Raw genomic sequence first — 17,958 nt, 5'->3', positions numbered from 1 at the left:
GCTGTACTCGCGGACATGGGACTTTTGACGCTTCGGGGCCAGTCCGCTGCTGTTAGCGCTTAGTATTCAGGCGAATTGCGTGCGAGACGAACGGAGAGTGGTCCGTGAAGACGTTGGCACTCGGCGCGGTGCTCACCGCAATCGCCGTGACCCTCGCGCCGGTTTCTCAAGCCGAGATGCAGTTCGGCAACTATGCAGTTGAGACGCCAGGAAATCCGGGCCATGCGTGGCTGTGGGCCATCCGGCCATGCCGTACCGCGGACTGTGTGCATGTGCAGGCGATCCCACAGCCCAACGGACAAGCCGCGCCCTACAACGGGGACGCCCACCTCGTCGACGGCCGCTACACGATGAGCGTCGATGTGCCCGACGGTGTGCGGTGCGTGATCGCCTTTTTTCCGTCACATGACACCTACTCCTGGGACGCGGTAACGCTCAGCGGTTCGGTGCAGCCCAGCTACGAGACGGGCTGCGGCGGCGGGCCGGGCGGAACTGACAGCTACCCCCTTCACGCTGACGCGGTGGTAGCGCCAGGGGTTTAGCTAGCAAAAAACCTGCGCCTGTTCTTGCTGGCACGTTATGGTGCTGCCAAGTTGCTGACAAGTTGCTGTGGGAGGGCCCGTTGCAGGGGACTTCGTTCGGGAAGTACCGGCTGATCGAGTTGCTGGGCCGAGGCGGCCAAGGCGAGGTTTGGCGCGCCCATGACACGATGATCGACCGAATCGTCGCGATCAAGATCCTGCCCGCCGATTTTTCCCGCGACGAGGTGTTCCAACAGCGGTTCCGTCGGGAAGCCCATGCGGCCGCACGGCTGAGCAGCCCGCACGTCATACCGATCCACACCCACGGCGAAATCGACGGGCGGCTGTTCGTGGACATGCGACTGATCGAGGGCCGCGACCTGCAGTCGCTATTGGGCCGGGGTCCGATAGCGCCCGCGCGAGCGGTGTACATCATAGATCAGATCGCCAAGGCATTGCATGCCGCACACAAGGTCGGGTTGCTGCATCGAGATGTCAAGCCGTCCAACATATTGCTCGACGATGACGATTTTGCCTATCTGATCGATTTTGGAATCGCCCGCGCGGCAGGCGAACTGGGCTTGACAACAGCCGGCGACGTGATCGGGACCTTCCACTACATGGCCCCGGAGCGGTTCAGCGCCGGGCAACTCGACGCCCGCCCGGTCGACGCGCGTTCGGATATCTACGCGTTGACCTGTGTGTTGTACGAGTGCTTGACCGCGGCACATCCGTTCCCCGGCGACAGCCTGGAGCAACAACTCACCAACCACCTGACAGCGCCGCCACCGCGACCTTCCATCACCGACCCCGGGCTTCCCGGGGGCTTCGATGCGGTCATCGCCACCGGCATGGCCAAAAATCCCGACGACCGATACGGCACCGCCGTGCAGTTGGCGCGGGCCGCCTACGACGCGGTCGCCACGCCGCCGGCACCTGCTCGCACCCAGCCGGCGCCTCCCCCGCGCGGGAACCGGCAGGCCCGCCCCGAGGGCCGCGGCCGACCACACACCCCGAAACCGCAGCCCGTCGCCAGCCCCGCGACAATCCAGCACCGGTTGCCCAACGCCGTCGCGACGCCGCGGCCGCAGCCCGTGCCTGCGCACCTGCCCGAGGCGACGCCGTCGCCGTCGCAGTCGTGGTGGCGCCGCAAACCTGTGCTCATCTCGACCGCCGCCGTACTTGGCGTCATCGTGCTGATCGCAGGCATGGTCGTGCTGGGCGGCGGCGGCTCCAAAGCCGGTGACACGCAGCAGACGGCGTTGCCCTTCACCGGCCTACGAGAGCCGCAAGGTGTGTCGGTCGACAGCGGCGGGACGGTGTACGTCGCCGACACTTTGCACAATCGGGTGCTTGCGTTGTCGGCGGGTTCCACGGCCCCGGCCGTACTGCCGTTCGACGGTCTCAACTATCCAACCGGTGTCACTGCGGACAACAGCGGAACGGTCTACGTCACCGACGCCGGCAACAAGCGAGTCGTGGTGCTACCCGCGGGCTCAACAACCCAGACCCAGCTGCCATTCACCGATCTCGGCAATCCGACCGGCGTGACGGTGGATAACAGCCGGACCGTTTATGTGACCGACACCGCGAAGAACCGGGTGGTGGCGCTGCCCGCTGGCTCGGACAGGCAGACCGAGCTTCCGTTCACCGGCCTCAACGCTCCGACCGGCGTAGTGGTGAACAGCAACGGAACGATTTACGTCGCCGACGGCGGCAATGACCAAATCCTGGCGCTGCCCGCTGGTTCCAGCAGTCCATCCACACTGCCCTTCCGGGGCCTCAACGAACCCGGCGGCGTGACAGTGGACAACGACGGCGCCGTCTATGTCACCGACAGCCAAAACAACCGGACCCTGAAACTTCCCGTCGGCTCGACGACGCAAGTCGAACTGCCGTTCACCGGTCTCGATTTTCCGTGGGGTTTGGCCGTCGACAGCAACGGCACTGTCTACGTTGCCGGCCACAGCAACAAGGTGATGTCGCTGCAGCAGAAGTAAGTACGGCAGGGCGCTCGCCCCGGTGGTGGGCTCGTGCCGGAAGATGTCCTGGTGTTCGGACTTGTCGTCGTCGTTGCGCTTGTCGCCACCGTGGTGGTGGGAACGGTTCTGGGCAAGCGCTATCGCGTTGGACCGCCGGTATTGCTCATCCTGCTCGGCGCTCTGCTGGGCCTGATCCCTCGGTTCGGCGAGACCCGCCTCGACGGGGAGATCGTGCTGCTGTTGTTCCTGCCGGCGATCCTCTACTGGGAGAGCATGAACACCAGCTTTCGCGAGATCCGGGCGAACCTGCGCGTGATCGTCTTGTTCAGTGTTGGCCTGGTGATTGCCACCGCGGTGGCGGTGTCGTGGACGGCGCGAGCGCTCGGGATGGAGTCGCACGCCGCGGCGGTGCTCGGTGCCGTGCTCTCGCCGACGGATGCCGCGGCCGTGGCCGGGCTGGCGAAGCACCTGCCGCGTCGCCCCCTGACTGTGCTGCGCGCCGAAAGCATCATCAACGACGGAACTGCGCTGGTGCTGTTCGCCGTGACCGTTGCCGTCGCGACCGGCAGCCCCGCGATCGGTCCGGCTGCCCTGGTCGGCCGTTTTGCCGGCTCATACCTGGGCGGTATCGCCGCCGGGCTGGCGGTCGGCGCGGCGGTGACCTTGCTGCGCCGCAGAATCGACGCACCGCTCGAGGAAGGCGCGCTGAGTGTGCTGACGCCGTTCGCGGCGTTCCTACTCGCCGAAACGATGCACTCTAGCGGTGTGGTCGCTGTCCTGGTGGCCGCCTTGGTCCTCACTTATGTTGGGCCGCGGGTGATCCGGGCCCGCTCGCGTCTGCAGTCGTTCGCGTTTTGGGATATTGCGACGTTCTTGATCAACGGTTCGCTGTGGGTGTTCGTCGGCGTTCAAATCCCGGGCGCGGTGCATGGCATCGTCAATGTCGGTGCCGGACTGGGCCACGCGGCGTTACTGGCGCTCGCCGTCACCGGCGTCGTGATTGCCACCCGAATTGTCTGGGTCGAAGCCACCACTGCGTTAATCCGAACCGTCGACCGGCGTGCGGTGCAGCGCGCCCGTCGGACCGGTTGGCGTCAGCGCGTGGTGTCCAGCTGGGCGGGATTTCGTGGCGCGGTGTCGCTTGCCGCGGCGCTGGCCGTTCCACTGACCACGCACAGCGGCGCCGCATTCCCGGACCGCAACCTGATCATCTTCGTGGTGTCCGTGGTGATTCTGGTGACCGTCCTGGTCCAGGGCAGCACGCTGCCCCTCGTGGTTCGCTGGGCGCGAATGCCCAAAGACACTACGCACGCTGAGGAATTGCAACTGGCCCGCTCTCGCAGCGCCGAGGCGGCGATCGAAGCGTTACCCGTGGTCGCCGATGAGATCGGCATCGGCGGTGAACTACTGGACCGCCTGCAGGCGGAATATGAAGACAGTGCCGCGCTCGTCATGGCCAGCGCCGACGACCCGGCCACCAGTGGCGCAGCCGAGCAGAACGACCTGATACGACGGGTGCGTCTCGGGGTGCTCGAGCACAAGCGCCGGGCCGTCACCGATCTTCGGGATCAAAACCGGATCGACGACATCGTCCTGCGCGAGTTGCAGTCGGCGATGGACCTCGAGGAAGTACGGCTGCTCGATCCGGCCGACACCGACTGATCGACAGCCTTACTGGTTCGGAACTCGGGCGGCGATCTGGTTGGCGATGTCGACAGCCGTGTTCTTCGGGTCGGGGCTGCAGGTGTTGACGTCGACAATGACATTGTTTCGAACCGCCAGCGCCCGCCCGCACGCCCAGCCGCCGGCCCTCGGATCCTGCTGGCTGGCGATCAGGCTCAGGACGCCGTTGGCGTTGGATATCGGCCCGGCAGTCCATTTCGTCCCGGACTGGATGTGGCGGTATTGGTGGCACTCCGGCCACTGCTTGGCGGAGGCGGCGAAGAAGGCGTTGGCTTGTTTGGCGATCGGGAACAACACCACCGCCTGCTCGGCATAGTGGGTGAAGTTGTCGCCGTCGTTGAATGCCTGATCGAGCATCGCGGTGAAGCCGCTGTCGGCGTAGACCTGGGCCTGCGCCGAGCTGTCGACGGCCAAGCACTCCCGGGGCTCCATGATCGCGCTGTCGTCGGACATTGTGTCGTGTTTTCTGGTGATTTTCATTTCGGTCGCCCCCATCACGGGGTTGATTTGCTCGGGGGTGAGCAGCAAGGCGCCCAGTTCGCGCTCGACGACGGGACGCGGAATGCGCGATGTGGTGGTGGTTGTCGTCGATTTGGCGTCGCCGTGGTCGCCGCCGCCGCACCCGGCGGTGAGAAGGCAAAGGCCCACTACGACGAATGCGGCCGTCAGATGACGCATCTGCTCTTCCCCATTCCCGGTCACCGCGTCGCGGTCGTCCTCCTGCGTTGCCGGTCAGAACTCGCGTGTCGTCAGCCTAACGCCATTTGCGGGGAGCCGGGCGGAGGCCGAACCGCGGTGTCAGTCACGGTCAGGTTGCGACTCTTCCGGCGTCCAGGCCTGCGGCGGGGCCGGCTGACCTGGAAAAAGAAAGTCGACAAACGCCGCGGCGGTCGGCTGTGGCTCGTGGTTGGCCAGCCCTGGCCGCTCGTTGGCTTCGATGAAGACATAGTCGTCGCCGGTGACGTCGGGGACGACGAGGTCGATGCCCGTCACCGGGATGCCGATCGCCTCGGCTGCAGCGACAGCTACCCGACAGAGTTCCGGATGCACCTTTGCGGTGACGTCGTGGATGGTGCCGCCCTGATGCACGTTGGCGGTGCGACGAACCGGTAGCCGAGTGCCTTCGGGCAGCACATCATCCAGCGCCCAACCGGCGTCGGCGACCGTGGCCTCGGTGACGTCGTCGAGCGGGATGCTGGCCTCGCCGTCGCTGGCCTGGGCGCGCCGCCGGCTCTCGGCTTGGATCAAGTCCCGCACGTTGTGGTCGCCCGTGCCGATCACCTCGGCGGGCTGTCGCAGCGCGGCGGCTACCACTTTGCCGTCGATGACCACCAACCGCAGGTCGTCGCCGGCCACGCGCTCCTCGATGAGCACGTCGGGATGTTGCTCGCGCGCCCGGGTCAACGCGGCGGCAAGCTCGTCGGGACCGTCGTCGACCGTGATACCGACCGTAATGCCCTTGCCCTGCTCTCCGCGGGTGGGTTTGACGACGACCTCGTGGACTTCGGTCAGGAAGGCGTAGTCGGCGTCGTCGAAGGTGGCCAAGCGGCCGCGCGGCACCGTGATGCCCGCCTGCGAGACAAGGCGCCGGGTCAACCGCTTGTCGTCGCACCGGCACATGGCCACCGCCGAGGTGAATTCGGACAGCGACTCGCGGGTGATCACGCTGCGGCCACCGTGAGTGAGCCGCATCTCGCCGACCTCCGCGTCCAGGATCTCCACCCGGATTCCGCGGCGCAGCGCCTCGTCGGCGATGATCCGCGCATATGGATTGAGGTCGTCGATCGTTTCGGGCGACGGCGTGAACAGCGGCTCGTTGATCGCGTTCTTCCGCTTGATCGCCATCACCGGGATGCGACGAAAACCCAGTTTCTCGTAAAGGGCGATGGCCGCGGCGTTGTCGTGCGCGACGGACAGGTCCAGGTAGGCACGGCCCTCGCTGCGGAAGCGCTCAGCCATCGCCTGGGTCAGCGCTGCGCCGACGCCGGGCAGCGCGGCAGCCGGATCCACCGCCAGGGCCCATATGCTGGACCCCCGCTCGGGATCGGAGAACAACAACTCGTGGTCGACACCGGTCACGGTGCCCACCACCGCGCCGTCCTCGTCACGCACCGCAATCAGGTAAATCACCGCCGGAGCGTGCCGATGGTTGTTCCAGATCGTGTCGACTGGCGCCGGGACCATTCCGCAGCGCACATAAACCCGGTTCATCGCATCGGCGTCGTCGGACTCCTTCAGCGTGCGGACCGTCAGACCGGTCGGCGACGAAGCCATGTCTTCGGGATCAGAGTCCTTGAAGCGCAGTCGATAGGTGTGGCTGGGATCGATGAAGAACTCGCTCGGCGACCCGGCGACCACCACGTGTGGCTCACGCGGGTAGATGCAAATGTCGCGCCGCCCCGGCCCTTCCCATCGCAGTGCCTCGGTCAGCTTGCCCAAATCGGCGAAGGTCTGACCGAATATGAGTCGGCCCCAACCTAATTCGAGCTCGACGTTCTCGGCCATGTTGTCCATCAAATGGGACGGCGCGGCGTCGTGCAGGCCAAGCGTGATCGCCTCGGGATGGTCGTCGGAAGCCTGCATGGTCAGGTTGTTTACCCACTTCCCAGGTCGTCTATCACGGCTGCTCAGAGACCGAACTGGTCCTCGATGATGCCGAGCCAGATCTGCGCCGCATCGATGGCCACCTTTTCGCTGATGAAAGCGTGCTGAGTTCCGGTGTAGATATCACGAAAAGCGCGTTCCAGGCGGCTGCCCTCACGGATCGCGGTGGTTCCGGCGACCAGATGGGCCCACTCCGCGCAGCCTCGGGCCGTATCGGTGGCGTACACGGCGGCTACCCGCATGTCGGCCCGCCGGGCCGCCGTCAGGTCTTCACCGGAAGCGACGGCAGCCTCGGCGGTGCTGAACGCATCAACTACCAATAGCCGCGCCGCGCGCCAAGCCGCGACATGGTGGGCAAGACCCTTCTGGAAGGTGGGGCGACTGGCCAACGACTCCCCCATGTCGCTCATCCGGTATTTCGTAGCCGCCAATTCGGTGACGTCGTCGAGCATGCTCTTGGCCACCCCGAGTGCCCACGACGCGTGACCGGCAGCGGTCACCGACATCAGCCCCATCCGGGTGGCCGGCGAGGAACCTCGGTACGGCTCACGGCGAAACAACGGAAAGGTTCGGCTGTGCGGCACGAACACGTCCTGCGCGCTGTAGTCATAGGATCCAGTTCCCTTGAGCCCTTGCACATGCCAGCCGTCATTGAACGTGATGTGTTCGCGCGGAATGACAGCCACCTGCATGTCGGGGATACCGTCGCTGACCCAGCGCATTTCGCCGTTGTCCATCGGGAAGAAGCCCGCCGCGATGTATTGGGAATGGCCAATGCCCGAGCCGAAATTCCACGAGCCGCTCAACCGGTAACCGCCGTCGACGGCGACACCCTGCCCATTGGGGAAAAACTGGCCACCCATCGTGACCCGGTTGTCGTGAGCGGTGAACACCTCGGCAAAACCGTCGTCGGGGAGATATGCGGCGGCCGCGAACGTCGACGGCAGGTTCGCGATGCCGACCCAGCCGAACGAGCCGTCCTGCCAAGCCATTTCGATCCACGTCTCGATCATCTCGGCAAACGACGGTTCGACACCACCGGCCGCGATTGGTCCAAAAGCCGACATCAGGCCGCTGGCCCACATCTCGTCGACGATCGGGGCGGTCAGGGTGCGGTTCCGCTCTGATTCGGCCGCCTCGGCACGAACGAGGTCGCGCATCCCTTGGGCCAACGCCACGACCTGACCGCTTATATCGGCTGTCGATGTCATGGTTGCTTTCCTATCACCGATTTCGATTGTCCGAGCCGACCAAACGTGCGCCAGCATCCTCGCGCGCCCAGAGGTAGACTAAGTCTATGACTAAGTCCACTTCTATCAGGGTCGGCGTTCACGAGGCGAAAACCCGCATGTCCGAGCTGTTGCGGCTCGTCGACAGCGGACAGGAGATCGAGATTGCCCGCGCGGGTGAGCCGGTGGCAAAGCTTGTGCCGTTTCGCCCTCGGGAGACCCGTCGTTTGGGCATAGACGAGGGCGTCTATACCGTGCCCGACGATTTCGACGCACCGTTGGCCAATGATGTTCTCGACAGCTTCCAGCGATGAAACGCTTCCTCGTCGACACACACGTTTGGCTCTGGATGCAGTCAGACCCTGACCGCCTGCGCGACGAAACTCGCGCAGTCGTTGGGGACGGCCGTAATAGTATTTTTTTCTCTGCCGCCAGCGCATGGGAAATCGCGATCAAATATCGGCTGGGCAAGCTGCCGTTGCCCGAAGCGCCGGCATCCTATGTGCCTGACCGCCTTCGCCGTTCGGGAACTTCACCGCTGCCCGTCGACCACGCCCACGTCCTGAGGACCGCGGAGCTTCCCGACCACCATAGGGATCCGTTCGACCGTGTCCTCGTCGCCCAAGCGCAGCTACTCGACCTGGCAATCGTCACCGCGGACGACCAGTTATCTGCCTACGACGTCACGGTCATCGCCGCTTAACACCGACGCGCCTGACGTCGCTATCCCTCGAGTGCTTTGGCGCAACCAGCGAGAATCGCCGAGAAGCTCGACTGCAGCAGCCGACTGCTGACCGGCTCCAACAACTTGCCGCCCACGTAAGCCGGATGGCTGTAGCGGGTCAGCCAGACGACCTTGGTGCCGCCGCCCTCCGGGGTGAACGTCAGTGTGCCGCCCTCGTGATCGAACGGTGGGACGGAGCGGAGGATGAGATATGAGTAGCTTCGCGGCCGGTCGTAGGCGGTGATCTCTTCGCGGAACCAAGTTCCCAACCCGATCACCCGTCGTACCGCCCCCTCGGCAGGTCCCGACGAGCCCTTCTCCCACTTCGCCCGCAGGACTGGCGGGGCGGCGGTCAAACTGGCCGGGTCGGCCAACCAGTCGAAGACCCGTTCCGGAGGCGCCGCGATCGCGCGCTCGATGCGTAGTTCGGCCATAAGACCTCCTTCAAACTTTCGGCATGTTCGCAGAGCCGCGGCCCAGATTACGGAAGTCCGCACAGGCTTCCTTGATGCCCAACATGAACGGCAGCGCGCTCAACTCCAACTTCAGCTTCGCTCCCAGCCGGCTGGAAGTGCTGCGCTCGGCCACCGCCACTGGCGCACCGGATGCGGCCAAGTCGATGTAGTGGGTGGACGTTTGTCCGATGCCCTCGAAGTCGTGAATCAGCGGCAGGCAAAGTTGGCGGAACTGCTCGTCGAGACGCTGTGCCACCACGTCGGTCATCAGTACGTATTCCGCCACTGGCACTTGGTTTTTCAGCATGCGATGCACCAGGATGACGTCAAGCCCGGCGAGCTCGGCGTGGCGCTTCACTTTTTGCTCTGCGACCTCGCCCTCATGGGCGACGAACTTCAGCGACAGGTTGTCCAGCTGCGAGCAGCTCGCACACTCGCAGCTGTGGTCGCGTTTGATCTTGTCGCGCCTGGCGAAAAACGATTGGCGCATCCGCGTCAGCCGTTCGCAGACCAGCATTTTGGCGTCACCATCTGGTGCCCAGAAGAACGCGGCGTCGCCCTCCAGCTTCGCCAGCTTCAGGCCTTTGGCGGCGTCGATGACCGCCTCCAGCAGCGTGGCTACCGTGAACTGCGCGTGAACCAGATGCAGCCGGTTCCAATTCATGTAGTTCGTGTACCCGCTGATATCGGCAATGAGGAGAACTGCGCGCCGAATGGCCATGAGATTGGCAGTCTACGCGGTTGCGGCTAACCGGCGCCCGGAAACGCTGCGGCCCCGGCGGGCGCGCCTCTGGCAACCACGACCGGCATCGATGTCGACGCGTCGGCGCGCAGGATCGTGTGCACGACGTCGATGAGATCTTCGACGGGCATCAACTTGCCGGGCATGCAACCGCGCGACACCCAAAGCGGAACGGCCTGCGTGGCGAGCTCAAGATCCCAGCCGATGTTCATTCCCGTTTGCGAGTCGCCCTCGCCGCCCGCGCACTCTCCCACGATCAACGTGGTGAAGCCGATGTCTGGATGTTCGGCTCGCCAGGCGTCGACGAGTCGTTCTAGCGCGGCCTTGCTGACGCCATACGCGCCGAGGCCGGGCCAGGGTGGGCCGAAAGTGCCTGCATCAGAGGACAGATAGATCGCTTTGCCTGCGGAGGCCGTCAAGTGTGGCACCGCGGTCGCCGTCGCCAGCGCCGCGCCGATGACATTGGTGTCGAAGACGCGCCGCCAGGTTTCGGCGTCGGTATCGACCATGCGCACCAGCGGCCCCACAGCCGGGGTGTAGATGAGGTTGTCGATGCCGCCCAGCGCGTCGGCGGCATCGTTGATGGCCGAACGGCAGGACGCCTCGTCGGCGACATCGCATTCGATGGCGATCGCGTCCGGCCCGGCGGCCTTCGCGGCAGCCTCGAGACGCTCACGACGCCGGGCGAGCAGTGCGACGTGGTTGCCGCGCTGCGCGAGACCGACACCAATGCAGCGCCCGAGACCGCTCGATGCGCCGATCACCACTGTCCTTGACATATTCGCCCTTTCTTGTAACGACCTTGATGCAGGCACAGCGTATCTGCCACCGGTCCCGAAGAACTCGGTATTGCGTTGGGCGGAGTAGGTCAGCCCAGTACCGTGGGGCGCATGAAGTATCTGGACGTCGACGGAATCGGCCGGGTCAGTCGGATCGGCCTGGGCACCTGGCAGTTCGGCTCACGCGAGTGGGGTTACGGCGACCAGTACGCGTCCGGGGCCGCCCATGAGATCGTGCAGCGCGCACTTGACCTGGGGGTCACGCTGTTCGACACCGCCGAGGTCTACGGGTTCGGCAAAAGCGAGCGCATCCTCGGCGAAGCGCTCGGCGACAAACGCGCCGAGGTCGCAGTGGCCAGCAAGATCATGCCGGTCGCACCGTTCCCGGCGGTGGTCAAGCAGCGTGAGCGCGCCAGTGCCCGGCGGTTGCAGTTGACGCGCATCCCGCTGTACCAGATCCATCAGCCCAACCCGGTGGTGCCGGATTCGGTGATCATGCCCGGGATGCGTGACTTGCTCGACAGCGGCGACATCGGCGCGGCCGGTGTCTCCAACTATTCGCTAGCGCGATGGCAGCAGGCTGATGCTGCGCTCGGCCGACCTGTCATCAGCAACCAGGTGCACTTCTCGTTGGCATATCCGCGCCCGCTCGACAATCTGGTGCCGTTCGCCGAGCGCGAGAACCGGGTCATCATCGCCTACAGTCCGCTGGCGCAGGGGCTGCTGGGCGGCAAGTACGGCGTCGACAACCGGCCGGGTGGTGTTCGCGCGGTCAATCGGCTGTTCGGCACCGAGAATCTGCGCCGCGTGGAGCCGCTGCTGCAGACGTTGCGTGCCGTCGCCGCGGACGTCGACGCCCAGCCGGCCCAGGTGGCGCTGGCTTGGCTGATCAGCCTGCCGGGCGTCGTCGCCATTCCCGGCGCGTCCAGTGTCGAGCAACTCGAGTTCAACGTGGCCGCCGCCGGTATCGAACTTCCGGTGGATTCCCGGGACGCGCTGACCGACGCGGCCCGCTCGTTCCGGCCGGTATCGGCGAGGCGCTTTCTCACCGATACGGTCCGCGAAAAGCTCGGGCGCTGAGAGTCGATGCCTGATCGCAACGTGCTGGGCGGCCCGTTGGAACCGTGCGGTACCGACCCCGTCACTGGCTTCTACCGCGACGGCTGTTGTTCGACTGGGCCAGAGGACATCGGCGCCCACACCATCTGCGCGGTCGTGACCGCCGAGTTCCTCAAGCACCAACGCTCCGTCGGCAATGACCTGCTGACACCGCGACCTGAGTACCGGTTCCCAGGGCTCCTTGCCGGTGACCGATGGTGTGTCACCGCGCTGAACTGGCTTCGAGCCCACCAGGACGGCTACGCGGCGCCGGTGGTGCTCGCCGCTAGCCACGAACGCACACTGGACATGGTCCCGCTGGAGGTGCTCCGCAAGTATGCCGTCGATGTGCCCGACGACCTGGGTGACTTGTAGGCGTGTCGATACTGAGCCAGCGGCCTATTTGAGGCTGCCGATTCTTTTGGACAGCATTTGTGCAAGGAGCTCGGTTTGGCGATCGTCGAATCCGATGTCGCCGCATCGATCAGGCCACTCCTGCGCGGCGTCGATGATTGAATCGATCATCCGCGTCGTGGCGCGTGCTCGCACACCGAGGCGTTCGCCAGCTTCAACGAAGTGCGGACGGGTAAGCCGATTCGCACGCCCATATAGGCTCAGCGCCATGGGATCACGCCATCGCATGTAGGGCTGGGTGCACAGCAGGTCATAGGCAGGCGTTGGTTGCCACACACCGTCGGGGTCGTAGATCGACAGATTTTTGCCATGCAGGTCGCCATTGCCGATAACCCAGGAAAATACAACGGTTTTCAGCAATTCCAGGGCTGCCGCCGGCTTGGAGCCGCCGCCGCGCGCACATGCTTCCGCAAGTGTGCCGATAGCGGCCTCGGCCTTGATTCGGTACTTGGAGGCCGGGTAGACATCGGCGACCTGGCAGGCATCTTCCTGAGCGACGCGCGTCGTTCCATCGCGGTCGAATCGTCTCACCAACAACGCACTGCGCCCGTCAGCATCGTGCAGCAAAGATGTTGCGGCGACTCGCAATCCAGATGCAGCGGCCATCAGCATAAAAAAGTGCTCATTCTCAACCAACAACGGATATTGCGTGGGATTGAGCTTGAGGATCGCTGGGCCGGAGCGAGTCAGCGTCGGCGTCGACATCATCGCAGCACTCACCTTGGGCTGGACTCCCGCCATTCCGACAGGATCTGCATCAACCGAACCGACCAATTTTTCGAACACGGCATGAAAGTTGGTGTCGTGCTCAGGGTCGAACATCGGCAACGGTCGAACCCGATCAGCACCGGAGGGCACCACCTGTACATTGCCGACCGTGTCGGCGCCGATCGCCAACAGAAGTGTGAGGTGATCATCCGCCGAGGTCTTTGTCGATGACGTCACCACACCCAGCCGGACCCCTTCAGGAAGGAGCCCCGCGAAAAACGCTGGAACCGCGCCACCTGTGGTGACAAGGGGGTACCGGCTCGTGCGCAGGAGTGACCATGACACCGACCGGTCACGCACGCTCGCGTCGGCAACGCGGTAATCGGTAACGTAGTCGAAGCCGACCGTGTCGTGCTGCCCGCGTACCAGGTGAGCAACGAGATCGTCACCGATATAAACGTCGGCGTCGGCAATCTCGCGTAGGTCAAGCCGTGTTGGTGTCATCGATTGGCCGCTACGCCGACGTCGACATGCATCCCTAGGACGTCGGCAATATCGACGACCGAGCCGAACTTGATCGAGCCGCTCCCCCGCTCCAACGCCTGGACACTGGAACGGGACACGCCCGCGAGGTCGGCCAGCGTCTGTTGGGTGAGTCGTAACGCGATCCGGCGCTCCGCCAACGCTCGGCCTATGCGTGAAATTTCAGGCATAGTCGCCTCAGAACGCGGATGTGTTCGGCGAGGTCCAGCCACTTCGTTCCTTATGCTTGAAAACACATGCATAAACAGCATGCATAGGCAGATGCACCGCTGTCAAGTGCTTATGCTTGCAGTTCCACGCTTAAGAGTCGCGTTGTTAGCGCACGTTGAGGACCCGGTACGCCAGCAGCGCAAAGCGTTTCCGAATCAACCAACACAGCCAGCCCACATCACGCGGCCAACTATGGTCACTTTGTGAGGCGTCGAACGGTGTTGAAGCTGCCGCTGCTGATGGCGGCAGGCCCGACGCTGACCCGGATGCCCCGCGCCGCCGCAGAGACAACTCCGTGGTCGCTCGACCGAGCCAACCACTGGTATCAAGCACAAGGGTGGCGCGTCGGCGCCAACTACATCACCTCCAATGCGATCAACCAGCTCGAGATGTTTCAGGCCGACACCTTCGACCCGCGGCGCATCGATACCGAGCTGGGTTGGGCTCAGTCGCACGGGCTCAACACGGTCCGGGTCTTCCTGCACGATCAGCTGTGGGCCCAGGACGCCCGAGGCTTCCAACGACGTCTGGCGCAGTTTGTGGACATTACGGCGCGTCGACGCATCAAGCCACTCTTTGTCTTCTTCGACTCCTGCTGGGATCCCTTCCCCAAACCGGGTCGGCAGCGCGCGCCGAGGCCTGGCGTGCACAACTCTGGCTGGGTGCAAAGCCCGGGCGCTGAACACCTCGATGACCTCGATTACCGCCGGACTCTGCGCGACTACGTCACCGGAGTGCTCAACCAGTTCCGCACCGATGATCGCGTGCTGGGCTGGGACCTGTGGAATGAGCCCGACAACCCCGCGCGGGTGTATCGCAACGTCGAGCGGAAAGACAAGCAGGAGCGGGTCGCCGATCTGCTCTCCCTGGCATTCGGATGGGCACGATCGGTTGATCCAAGCCAGCCGCTCACCAGCGGCGTGTGGGACGGAGAGTGGGGAGATCCGCAGCGCCGCAGCGAAATCGTCAACATTCAGCTGGACAACTCCGACGTGGTCACATTCCACTGCTATGACAAGCCGACCGGCTTTGAGGCCAGGATCGCCGAACTTTCCCCGCTGGGCCGGCCGATCCTCTGCACCGAGTACCTGGCCCGGTCACTCGGCAGCACCGTCGAGGGCGTTTTGCCAATCGCTAAGCGCTACAACGTAGGTGCACTCAATTGGGGTTTGTTTGCCGGGAAGACCCAGACGTACTTCCCGTGGGATTCCTGGGATCACCCATACAAGACGGTTCCGAAAGTCTGGTTTCACGACCTGGTCCAACCTGATGCACGGCCCTTCCGGGACAGTGAAATCCAAACAATCAACAAACTGAGCAACCTGTAACGCGACGGACTCCACCGTTCGCAGCTTAGGTCGAGCGCAGAGCCGCTAAACTGGCGACGTCAATACCGCACGGCTGACGGCTTGAGCGAATGACCTCGCTAACTAGGCGAAGCTATGGAGAGAACATGAAACGTCGCGTATTCAGCGCCATGCCCGTGGCCACTTTTGCAATCGCGGGTGCGGTGATGCTCACCGCACCGCTTGCCCATGCGCAAACGGATATCGAAAGTAACTGCAGGGGTTCCGGCGGCGACTATACGTCGCAGGAGGTACAACCCCATTGGGGCGCTGCCCCCACTCTCATCGAGACGTGTTGCACCGGGAAGCAGTGCACCACATACCGCGACGGCGTGCAGGGCCCCACGTACGGGGGTTAGGCGGCAAGCGCCGGTCAAGCGCCGAAGGGATCGGCTTCGCTATACCAGCTGAAACTGTCGCCGACGTAGCACACGAACTGATCACCTATGGGGCAGTCGAACGTGCGTCGCTGGGGGTCAGCGTCGCCCGTCGCGCCGTCGATGGAGCACCTAGCGAACTGTGCGACGTGGAGCATGGGTTCGAATTCTCCTGCGGCGGAATCAGTCACGAGAAGACCTTTCAAGCCTGCAAGGACCGCGCACACAATGTTGTCAATCGAGCACTCAGTGAGCCGCCACCTCCGGCGTGCGTGGTGGCGCCAGAAAACTCCTGACGGGTCACAGACGTCGTCGTCATCGACCAAGTCCGCATCCGTCAGCCATGCATACAAATGTGATGCCATGCCGCGCCGATAACATCATATAGGCAGTTAAGTGATGCTATCCTCGTTGGATGGCATCAGTTAGTGCCAGCACCGCTGTCGAATACGAAACGCTCACTTGGCCGACGCCAGCTGAGGCAGGCTATGGCCTGGCCGATCTGCGGGCGGCCCAGCGGCAGGCCGGAAACTACGAAGCCGCTATACCCGCCGTCATTGCCGATTTAGAAATCGCGTTGCCAGCGGCCGTCCTCGCCGATGCCGACGAGGCAAGCCATGAAATCGCCCGGTTCGACGCCGAACTCGGCAACGAGATCGCCCCTTTCTCCTCAGTACTGCTTAGAACGGAGTCGGCGGCAAGCTCCAACATCGAGAACCTAACCGCCTCGGCACGAGCCATCGCCGAAGCCGAGACACTAGGCGATACCAGTCGCCGCAACGCAGCATTGATCGTGAGCAATACCGAGGCGATGAAAGCTGCAATCGCTTTGGCGGATCAAATCGACGAGGACGCGATCCTGGCCATGCACGCAGCGCTGATGCGCGCCAGCCATCCGGACATGGCCGGCAAGTGGCGAACCGAGCAGGTGTGGATCGGCGGTGGCACCTTCGGGCCGCGTGGCGCTGACTTTGTGGCGCCCCATCATGACCGGATTCCCGCCGCGATCCAAGACCTGCTCGCCTTCACCCGCCGTAGCGACATCCCAACGCTCCCGCACATCGCGGTCGCACACGCACAGTTCCAAACAATCCACCCCTTCCCGGATGGCAACGGGCGCGCAGGACGCGCGCTGATCCAGGCGATGCTCCGCAATAAGCGTCTGGCGCGACAGATCACCGTTCCTGTCTCGGCGGGACTGTTGACCAACACCGACGTCTATTTCGATGCGCTCGACTCCTACCGAGAAGGCGACCCTGCCCCGATAGTCGAAAAGCTCTCCGCCGCCTCTGTATTGGCGGTCGCGAACGGCCGTCAACTGGTCGACGATCTTCGGTCGATCCGTCACGGCTGGGATTCAAAGATCAGCGCACGCCGCGACTCTGCAATTCACCGTGTCGCGGATCTGGTGATCAAACACCCGGTAATCAATGCGCGACTGCTTCAGCGTGAACTGGGCATCTCCACCGGAAACGCACGTCGATACGTCGATCCCCTTACAGAAACAGGAATCATCGTCGAGTTCAGCGACCGCGCACGCAACCGCGTCTGGCGCGCACCTGAGGTTCTCGGCGCACTCGACGCATTCGCCGTACGCGCCGGCCGGCGCACACCCCCGGCCTAGGTTTACGAAGGCCCGCAGCTGTACAGCAACAGCGATGCGATTGGCTCACGTCGAGTGGAACGCTCCCGACAGATGCTGCACAACCATGGGCTCCCCTTGTTGCCACGCGCCAGCCAGTCGCAGCTGCCATCGGGCTACTCAATGGGATGCGCCGGGTGACACCGTCGCGAGCCCAACGTCGCGGCATCCGTTCAACAAGCGGTGGTCGTATGTGACGAAAGCTGTTAATTCCCGCTTGATCTGGGCTGCAGCCGCGAGATGAATTGCGTCGAGCGAGCGCAAAGTGGTCGGGCCGATGGTTTCTGCCAGAGCAATCACCGGGTCGGTGAGGGGGAGCATATCGAGGCCATCGAGTAGGTAACGTGCACGCTCGGCTTGGCCCGGTTCCCCATATCGGGCAACTACTCTCATCAACTCGACCCGGCCGATCGAGCTCGTCGCCGCATACTCCCCGTGGCCGCTTTGCGCGGTAAGCCATATCTGCAGTTCGGACGTCTCAGGCTCGGCGACAAGCAACTTGGTCAACGCCGAGGTGTCCAGATAGATCACTGCTCCTCGCGCATCTCGTCGAGAACATCGGACAGATTGCGCTTGCGGTCTCGCGCCGGTGCGGCCGTGACGTCAAGGAGGTTCTGTGGACGACGAGCCCGAACTAGAGCGCCTGATTCAATCAGAGCCTCACGAGAACGCGCGGCGGCTTGCACAGGAACAAGTCGGGCCACCAATCGGCCGTTATTGGTGACGCCGAGTTCCTCACCAGCCTCGACCCGGGCGAGGTATCGCGACGCGTGCTGTCGCAGTTCTCGGACCCCGATCGCCTCCATAACCTGACCGTAGCACGCAATGTGCTACCTAGCTAGCATGCGACCGGTCGCGGGCGATAGCGCCGAAACGGAAGGCATGCCCTGGTATTCCTCGG

The 17,958-nt window shown here is 64.0% G+C and carries 18 protein-coding genes and 1 pseudogene; 9 read left to right on the top strand and 10 right to left on the bottom strand.

Features of this window, described 5'->3' with window-relative positions; translation table 11 throughout:
• Positions 1-176 precede the first annotated feature (176 nt).
• The 3 genes and pseudogenes from AC5Y5W_RS05045 to AC5Y5W_RS05035 all read left to right on the top strand — a co-directional run bounded on the left by AC5Y5W_RS05045 (position 177) and on the right by AC5Y5W_RS05035 (position 4,165).
• Positions 177-528 (top strand): annotated as a pseudogene (locus AC5Y5W_RS05045) (hypothetical protein).
• Positions 529-622: 94 nt separating this feature from the next.
• The gene (locus tag AC5Y5W_RS05040; protein WP_500008974.1) at positions 623-2,521 is read left to right on the top strand and encodes a serine/threonine-protein kinase PknD; all 1,899 of its coding nucleotides are present in this window, start codon (positions 623-625) and stop codon (positions 2,519-2,521) included.
• A 51-nt stretch (positions 2,522-2,572) separates the two neighbouring features.
• Positions 2,573-4,165 carry a Na+/H+ antiporter gene (locus AC5Y5W_RS05035; RefSeq protein WP_500009101.1) on the top strand — a complete coding sequence of 531 codons (1,593 nt, stop codon included), beginning with the start codon at positions 2,573-2,575 and terminating at the stop codon, positions 4,163-4,165.
• Positions 4,166-4,174: 9 nt separating this feature from the next.
• On the opposite strand, the gene AC5Y5W_RS05030 is transcribed toward AC5Y5W_RS05035, so the two are convergent.
• The 3 genes from AC5Y5W_RS05030 to AC5Y5W_RS05020 all read right to left on the bottom strand — a co-directional run bounded on the left by AC5Y5W_RS05030 (position 4,175) and on the right by AC5Y5W_RS05020 (position 8,001).
• Positions 4,175-4,864 (bottom strand): sensor domain-containing protein, encoded by a 690-nt coding sequence (locus tag AC5Y5W_RS05030; protein ID WP_500008973.1) that lies wholly within the window; start codon positions 4,862-4,864, stop codon positions 4,175-4,177.
• A gap of 120 nt (positions 4,865-4,984) precedes the next feature.
• Entirely contained in the window at positions 4,985-6,769 is a 1,785-nt protein-coding gene (gene ngg / locus AC5Y5W_RS05025; protein ID WP_500008972.1) for an N-acetylglutaminylglutamine synthetase, read from the bottom strand.
• 44 nt (positions 6,770-6,813) lie between these two features.
• The gene (locus AC5Y5W_RS05020; protein WP_500008971.1) at positions 6,814-8,001 is read right to left on the bottom strand and encodes an acyl-CoA dehydrogenase family protein; all 1,188 of its coding nucleotides are present in this window, start codon (positions 7,999-8,001) and stop codon (positions 6,814-6,816) included.
• An 86-nt stretch (positions 8,002-8,087) separates the two neighbouring features.
• On the opposite strand from AC5Y5W_RS05020, the gene AC5Y5W_RS05015 reads away from it, so the two are divergent.
• Together AC5Y5W_RS05015 and AC5Y5W_RS05010 are read left to right on the top strand one after the other, a co-directional pair.
• Positions 8,088-8,333, top strand: coding sequence for a type II toxin-antitoxin system Phd/YefM family antitoxin (locus tag AC5Y5W_RS05015; RefSeq protein WP_500008970.1), 246 nt, complete (start codon positions 8,088-8,090; stop codon positions 8,331-8,333).
• The gene (locus AC5Y5W_RS05010) at positions 8,330-8,722 is read left to right on the top strand and encodes a type II toxin-antitoxin system VapC family toxin (protein ID WP_500008969.1); all 393 of its coding nucleotides are present in this window, start codon (positions 8,330-8,332) and stop codon (positions 8,720-8,722) included. Before AC5Y5W_RS05015 ends, AC5Y5W_RS05010 begins: the two co-directional genes overlap by 4 nt.
• A 20-nt stretch (positions 8,723-8,742) precedes the next feature.
• Here AC5Y5W_RS05010 and AC5Y5W_RS05005 read toward each other — a convergent pair whose 3' ends face one another.
• From AC5Y5W_RS05005 to AC5Y5W_RS04995, 3 genes are read right to left on the bottom strand one after another with little or no spacing between them, the layout of a single operon-like run.
• On the bottom strand, positions 8,743-9,177 hold the full coding sequence (locus AC5Y5W_RS05005; RefSeq protein WP_500008968.1) for an SRPBCC family protein: 435 nt from the start codon (positions 9,175-9,177) through the stop codon (positions 8,743-8,745).
• Between the two features lie 10 nt (positions 9,178-9,187).
• Entirely contained in the window at positions 9,188-9,919 is a 732-nt protein-coding gene (locus AC5Y5W_RS05000) for a DUF2652 domain-containing protein (protein ID WP_500008967.1), read from the bottom strand.
• Between the two features lie 26 nt (positions 9,920-9,945).
• Entirely contained in the window at positions 9,946-10,707 is a 762-nt protein-coding gene (locus AC5Y5W_RS04995) for an SDR family oxidoreductase (protein ID WP_500009100.1), read from the bottom strand.
• 123 nt (positions 10,708-10,830) lie between these two features.
• On the opposite strand from AC5Y5W_RS04995, the gene AC5Y5W_RS04990 reads away from it, so the two are divergent.
• Positions 10,831-11,799, top strand: a complete 969-nt coding sequence (locus AC5Y5W_RS04990; RefSeq protein WP_500008966.1) for an aldo/keto reductase — start codon at positions 10,831-10,833, stop codon at positions 11,797-11,799.
• A gap of 6 nt (positions 11,800-11,805) precedes the next feature.
• On the top strand, positions 11,806-12,192 hold the full coding sequence (locus AC5Y5W_RS04985) for a DUF2237 family protein (protein ID WP_500008965.1): 387 nt from the start codon (positions 11,806-11,808) through the stop codon (positions 12,190-12,192).
• Between the two features lie 24 nt (positions 12,193-12,216).
• On the opposite strand, the gene AC5Y5W_RS04980 is transcribed toward AC5Y5W_RS04985, so the two are convergent.
• Together AC5Y5W_RS04980 and AC5Y5W_RS04975 are read right to left on the bottom strand one after the other, a co-directional pair.
• Positions 12,217-13,443, bottom strand: coding sequence for a type II toxin-antitoxin system HipA family toxin (locus tag AC5Y5W_RS04980; RefSeq protein WP_500008964.1), 1,227 nt, complete (start codon positions 13,441-13,443; stop codon positions 12,217-12,219).
• Positions 13,440-13,652 (bottom strand): helix-turn-helix transcriptional regulator, encoded by a 213-nt coding sequence (locus tag AC5Y5W_RS04975; RefSeq protein ID WP_499898070.1) that lies wholly within the window; start codon positions 13,650-13,652, stop codon positions 13,440-13,442. Before AC5Y5W_RS04975 ends, AC5Y5W_RS04980 begins: the two co-directional genes overlap by 4 nt.
• A gap of 243 nt (positions 13,653-13,895) precedes the next feature.
• Between AC5Y5W_RS04975 and AC5Y5W_RS04970 the strand changes: the two genes are divergently transcribed.
• Positions 13,896-15,020 (top strand): glycoside hydrolase 5 family protein, encoded by a 1,125-nt coding sequence (locus AC5Y5W_RS04970; protein WP_500008963.1) that lies wholly within the window; start codon positions 13,896-13,898, stop codon positions 15,018-15,020.
• Positions 15,021-15,830: 810 nt separating this feature from the next.
• Complete coding sequence (locus AC5Y5W_RS04965; RefSeq protein ID WP_500008962.1) at positions 15,831-17,039, top strand: Fic family protein; 1,209 nt, start codon at positions 15,831-15,833, stop codon at positions 17,037-17,039.
• A 138-nt stretch (positions 17,040-17,177) separates the two neighbouring features.
• Here AC5Y5W_RS04965 and AC5Y5W_RS04960 read toward each other — a convergent pair whose 3' ends face one another.
• Entirely contained in the window at positions 17,178-17,588 is a 411-nt protein-coding gene (locus AC5Y5W_RS04960) for a type II toxin-antitoxin system VapC family toxin (protein ID WP_500008961.1), read from the bottom strand.
• On the bottom strand, positions 17,585-17,863 hold the full coding sequence (locus AC5Y5W_RS04955; protein WP_500008960.1) for a type II toxin-antitoxin system Phd/YefM family antitoxin: 279 nt from the start codon (positions 17,861-17,863) through the stop codon (positions 17,585-17,587). Before AC5Y5W_RS04955 ends, AC5Y5W_RS04960 begins: the two co-directional genes overlap by 4 nt.
• Between the last annotated feature and the right edge of the window lie 95 nt (positions 17,864-17,958).

This window comes from Mycobacterium sp. NGS51, from assembly GCF_059812525.1.
Note: the sequence above shows the minus strand (reverse complement) of the source record. Positions and strands in the feature narration are given on the sequence as shown.

Excerpts from the sequence above, each read along its gene's own strand:
- AC5Y5W_RS05030 (WP_500008973.1), bottom strand. The coding sequence starts at position 4,864 with ATGCGTCATCTGACGGCCGCATTCGTCGTAGTGGGCCTTTGCCTTCTC.
- ngg (WP_500008972.1), bottom strand. The coding sequence starts at position 6,769 with ATGCAGGCTTCCGACGACCATCCCGAGGCGATCACGCTTGGCCTGCAC.
- AC5Y5W_RS05020 (WP_500008971.1), bottom strand. The coding sequence starts at position 8,001 with ATGACATCGACAGCCGATATAAGCGGTCAGGTCGTGGCGTTGGCCCAA.
- AC5Y5W_RS05015 (WP_500008970.1), top strand. The coding sequence starts at position 8,088 with ATGACTAAGTCCACTTCTATCAGGGTCGGCGTTCACGAGGCGAAAACC.
- AC5Y5W_RS05010 (WP_500008969.1), top strand. The coding sequence starts at position 8,330 with ATGAAACGCTTCCTCGTCGACACACACGTTTGGCTCTGGATGCAGTCA.
- AC5Y5W_RS05005 (WP_500008968.1), bottom strand. The coding sequence starts at position 9,177 with ATGGCCGAACTACGCATCGAGCGCGCGATCGCGGCGCCTCCGGAACGG.
- AC5Y5W_RS05000 (WP_500008967.1), bottom strand. The coding sequence starts at position 9,919 with ATGGCCATTCGGCGCGCAGTTCTCCTCATTGCCGATATCAGCGGGTAC.
- AC5Y5W_RS04990 (WP_500008966.1), top strand. The coding sequence starts at position 10,831 with ATGAAGTATCTGGACGTCGACGGAATCGGCCGGGTCAGTCGGATCGGC.
- AC5Y5W_RS04985 (WP_500008965.1), top strand. The coding sequence starts at position 11,806 with ATGCCTGATCGCAACGTGCTGGGCGGCCCGTTGGAACCGTGCGGTACC.
- AC5Y5W_RS04980 (WP_500008964.1), bottom strand. The coding sequence starts at position 13,443 with ATGACACCAACACGGCTTGACCTACGCGAGATTGCCGACGCCGACGTT.
- AC5Y5W_RS04975 (WP_499898070.1), bottom strand. The coding sequence starts at position 13,652 with ATGCCTGAAATTTCACGCATAGGCCGAGCGTTGGCGGAGCGCCGGATC.
- AC5Y5W_RS04965 (WP_500008962.1), top strand. The coding sequence starts at position 15,831 with ATGGCATCAGTTAGTGCCAGCACCGCTGTCGAATACGAAACGCTCACT.
- AC5Y5W_RS04955 (WP_500008960.1), bottom strand. The coding sequence starts at position 17,863 with ATGGAGGCGATCGGGGTCCGAGAACTGCGACAGCACGCGTCGCGATAC.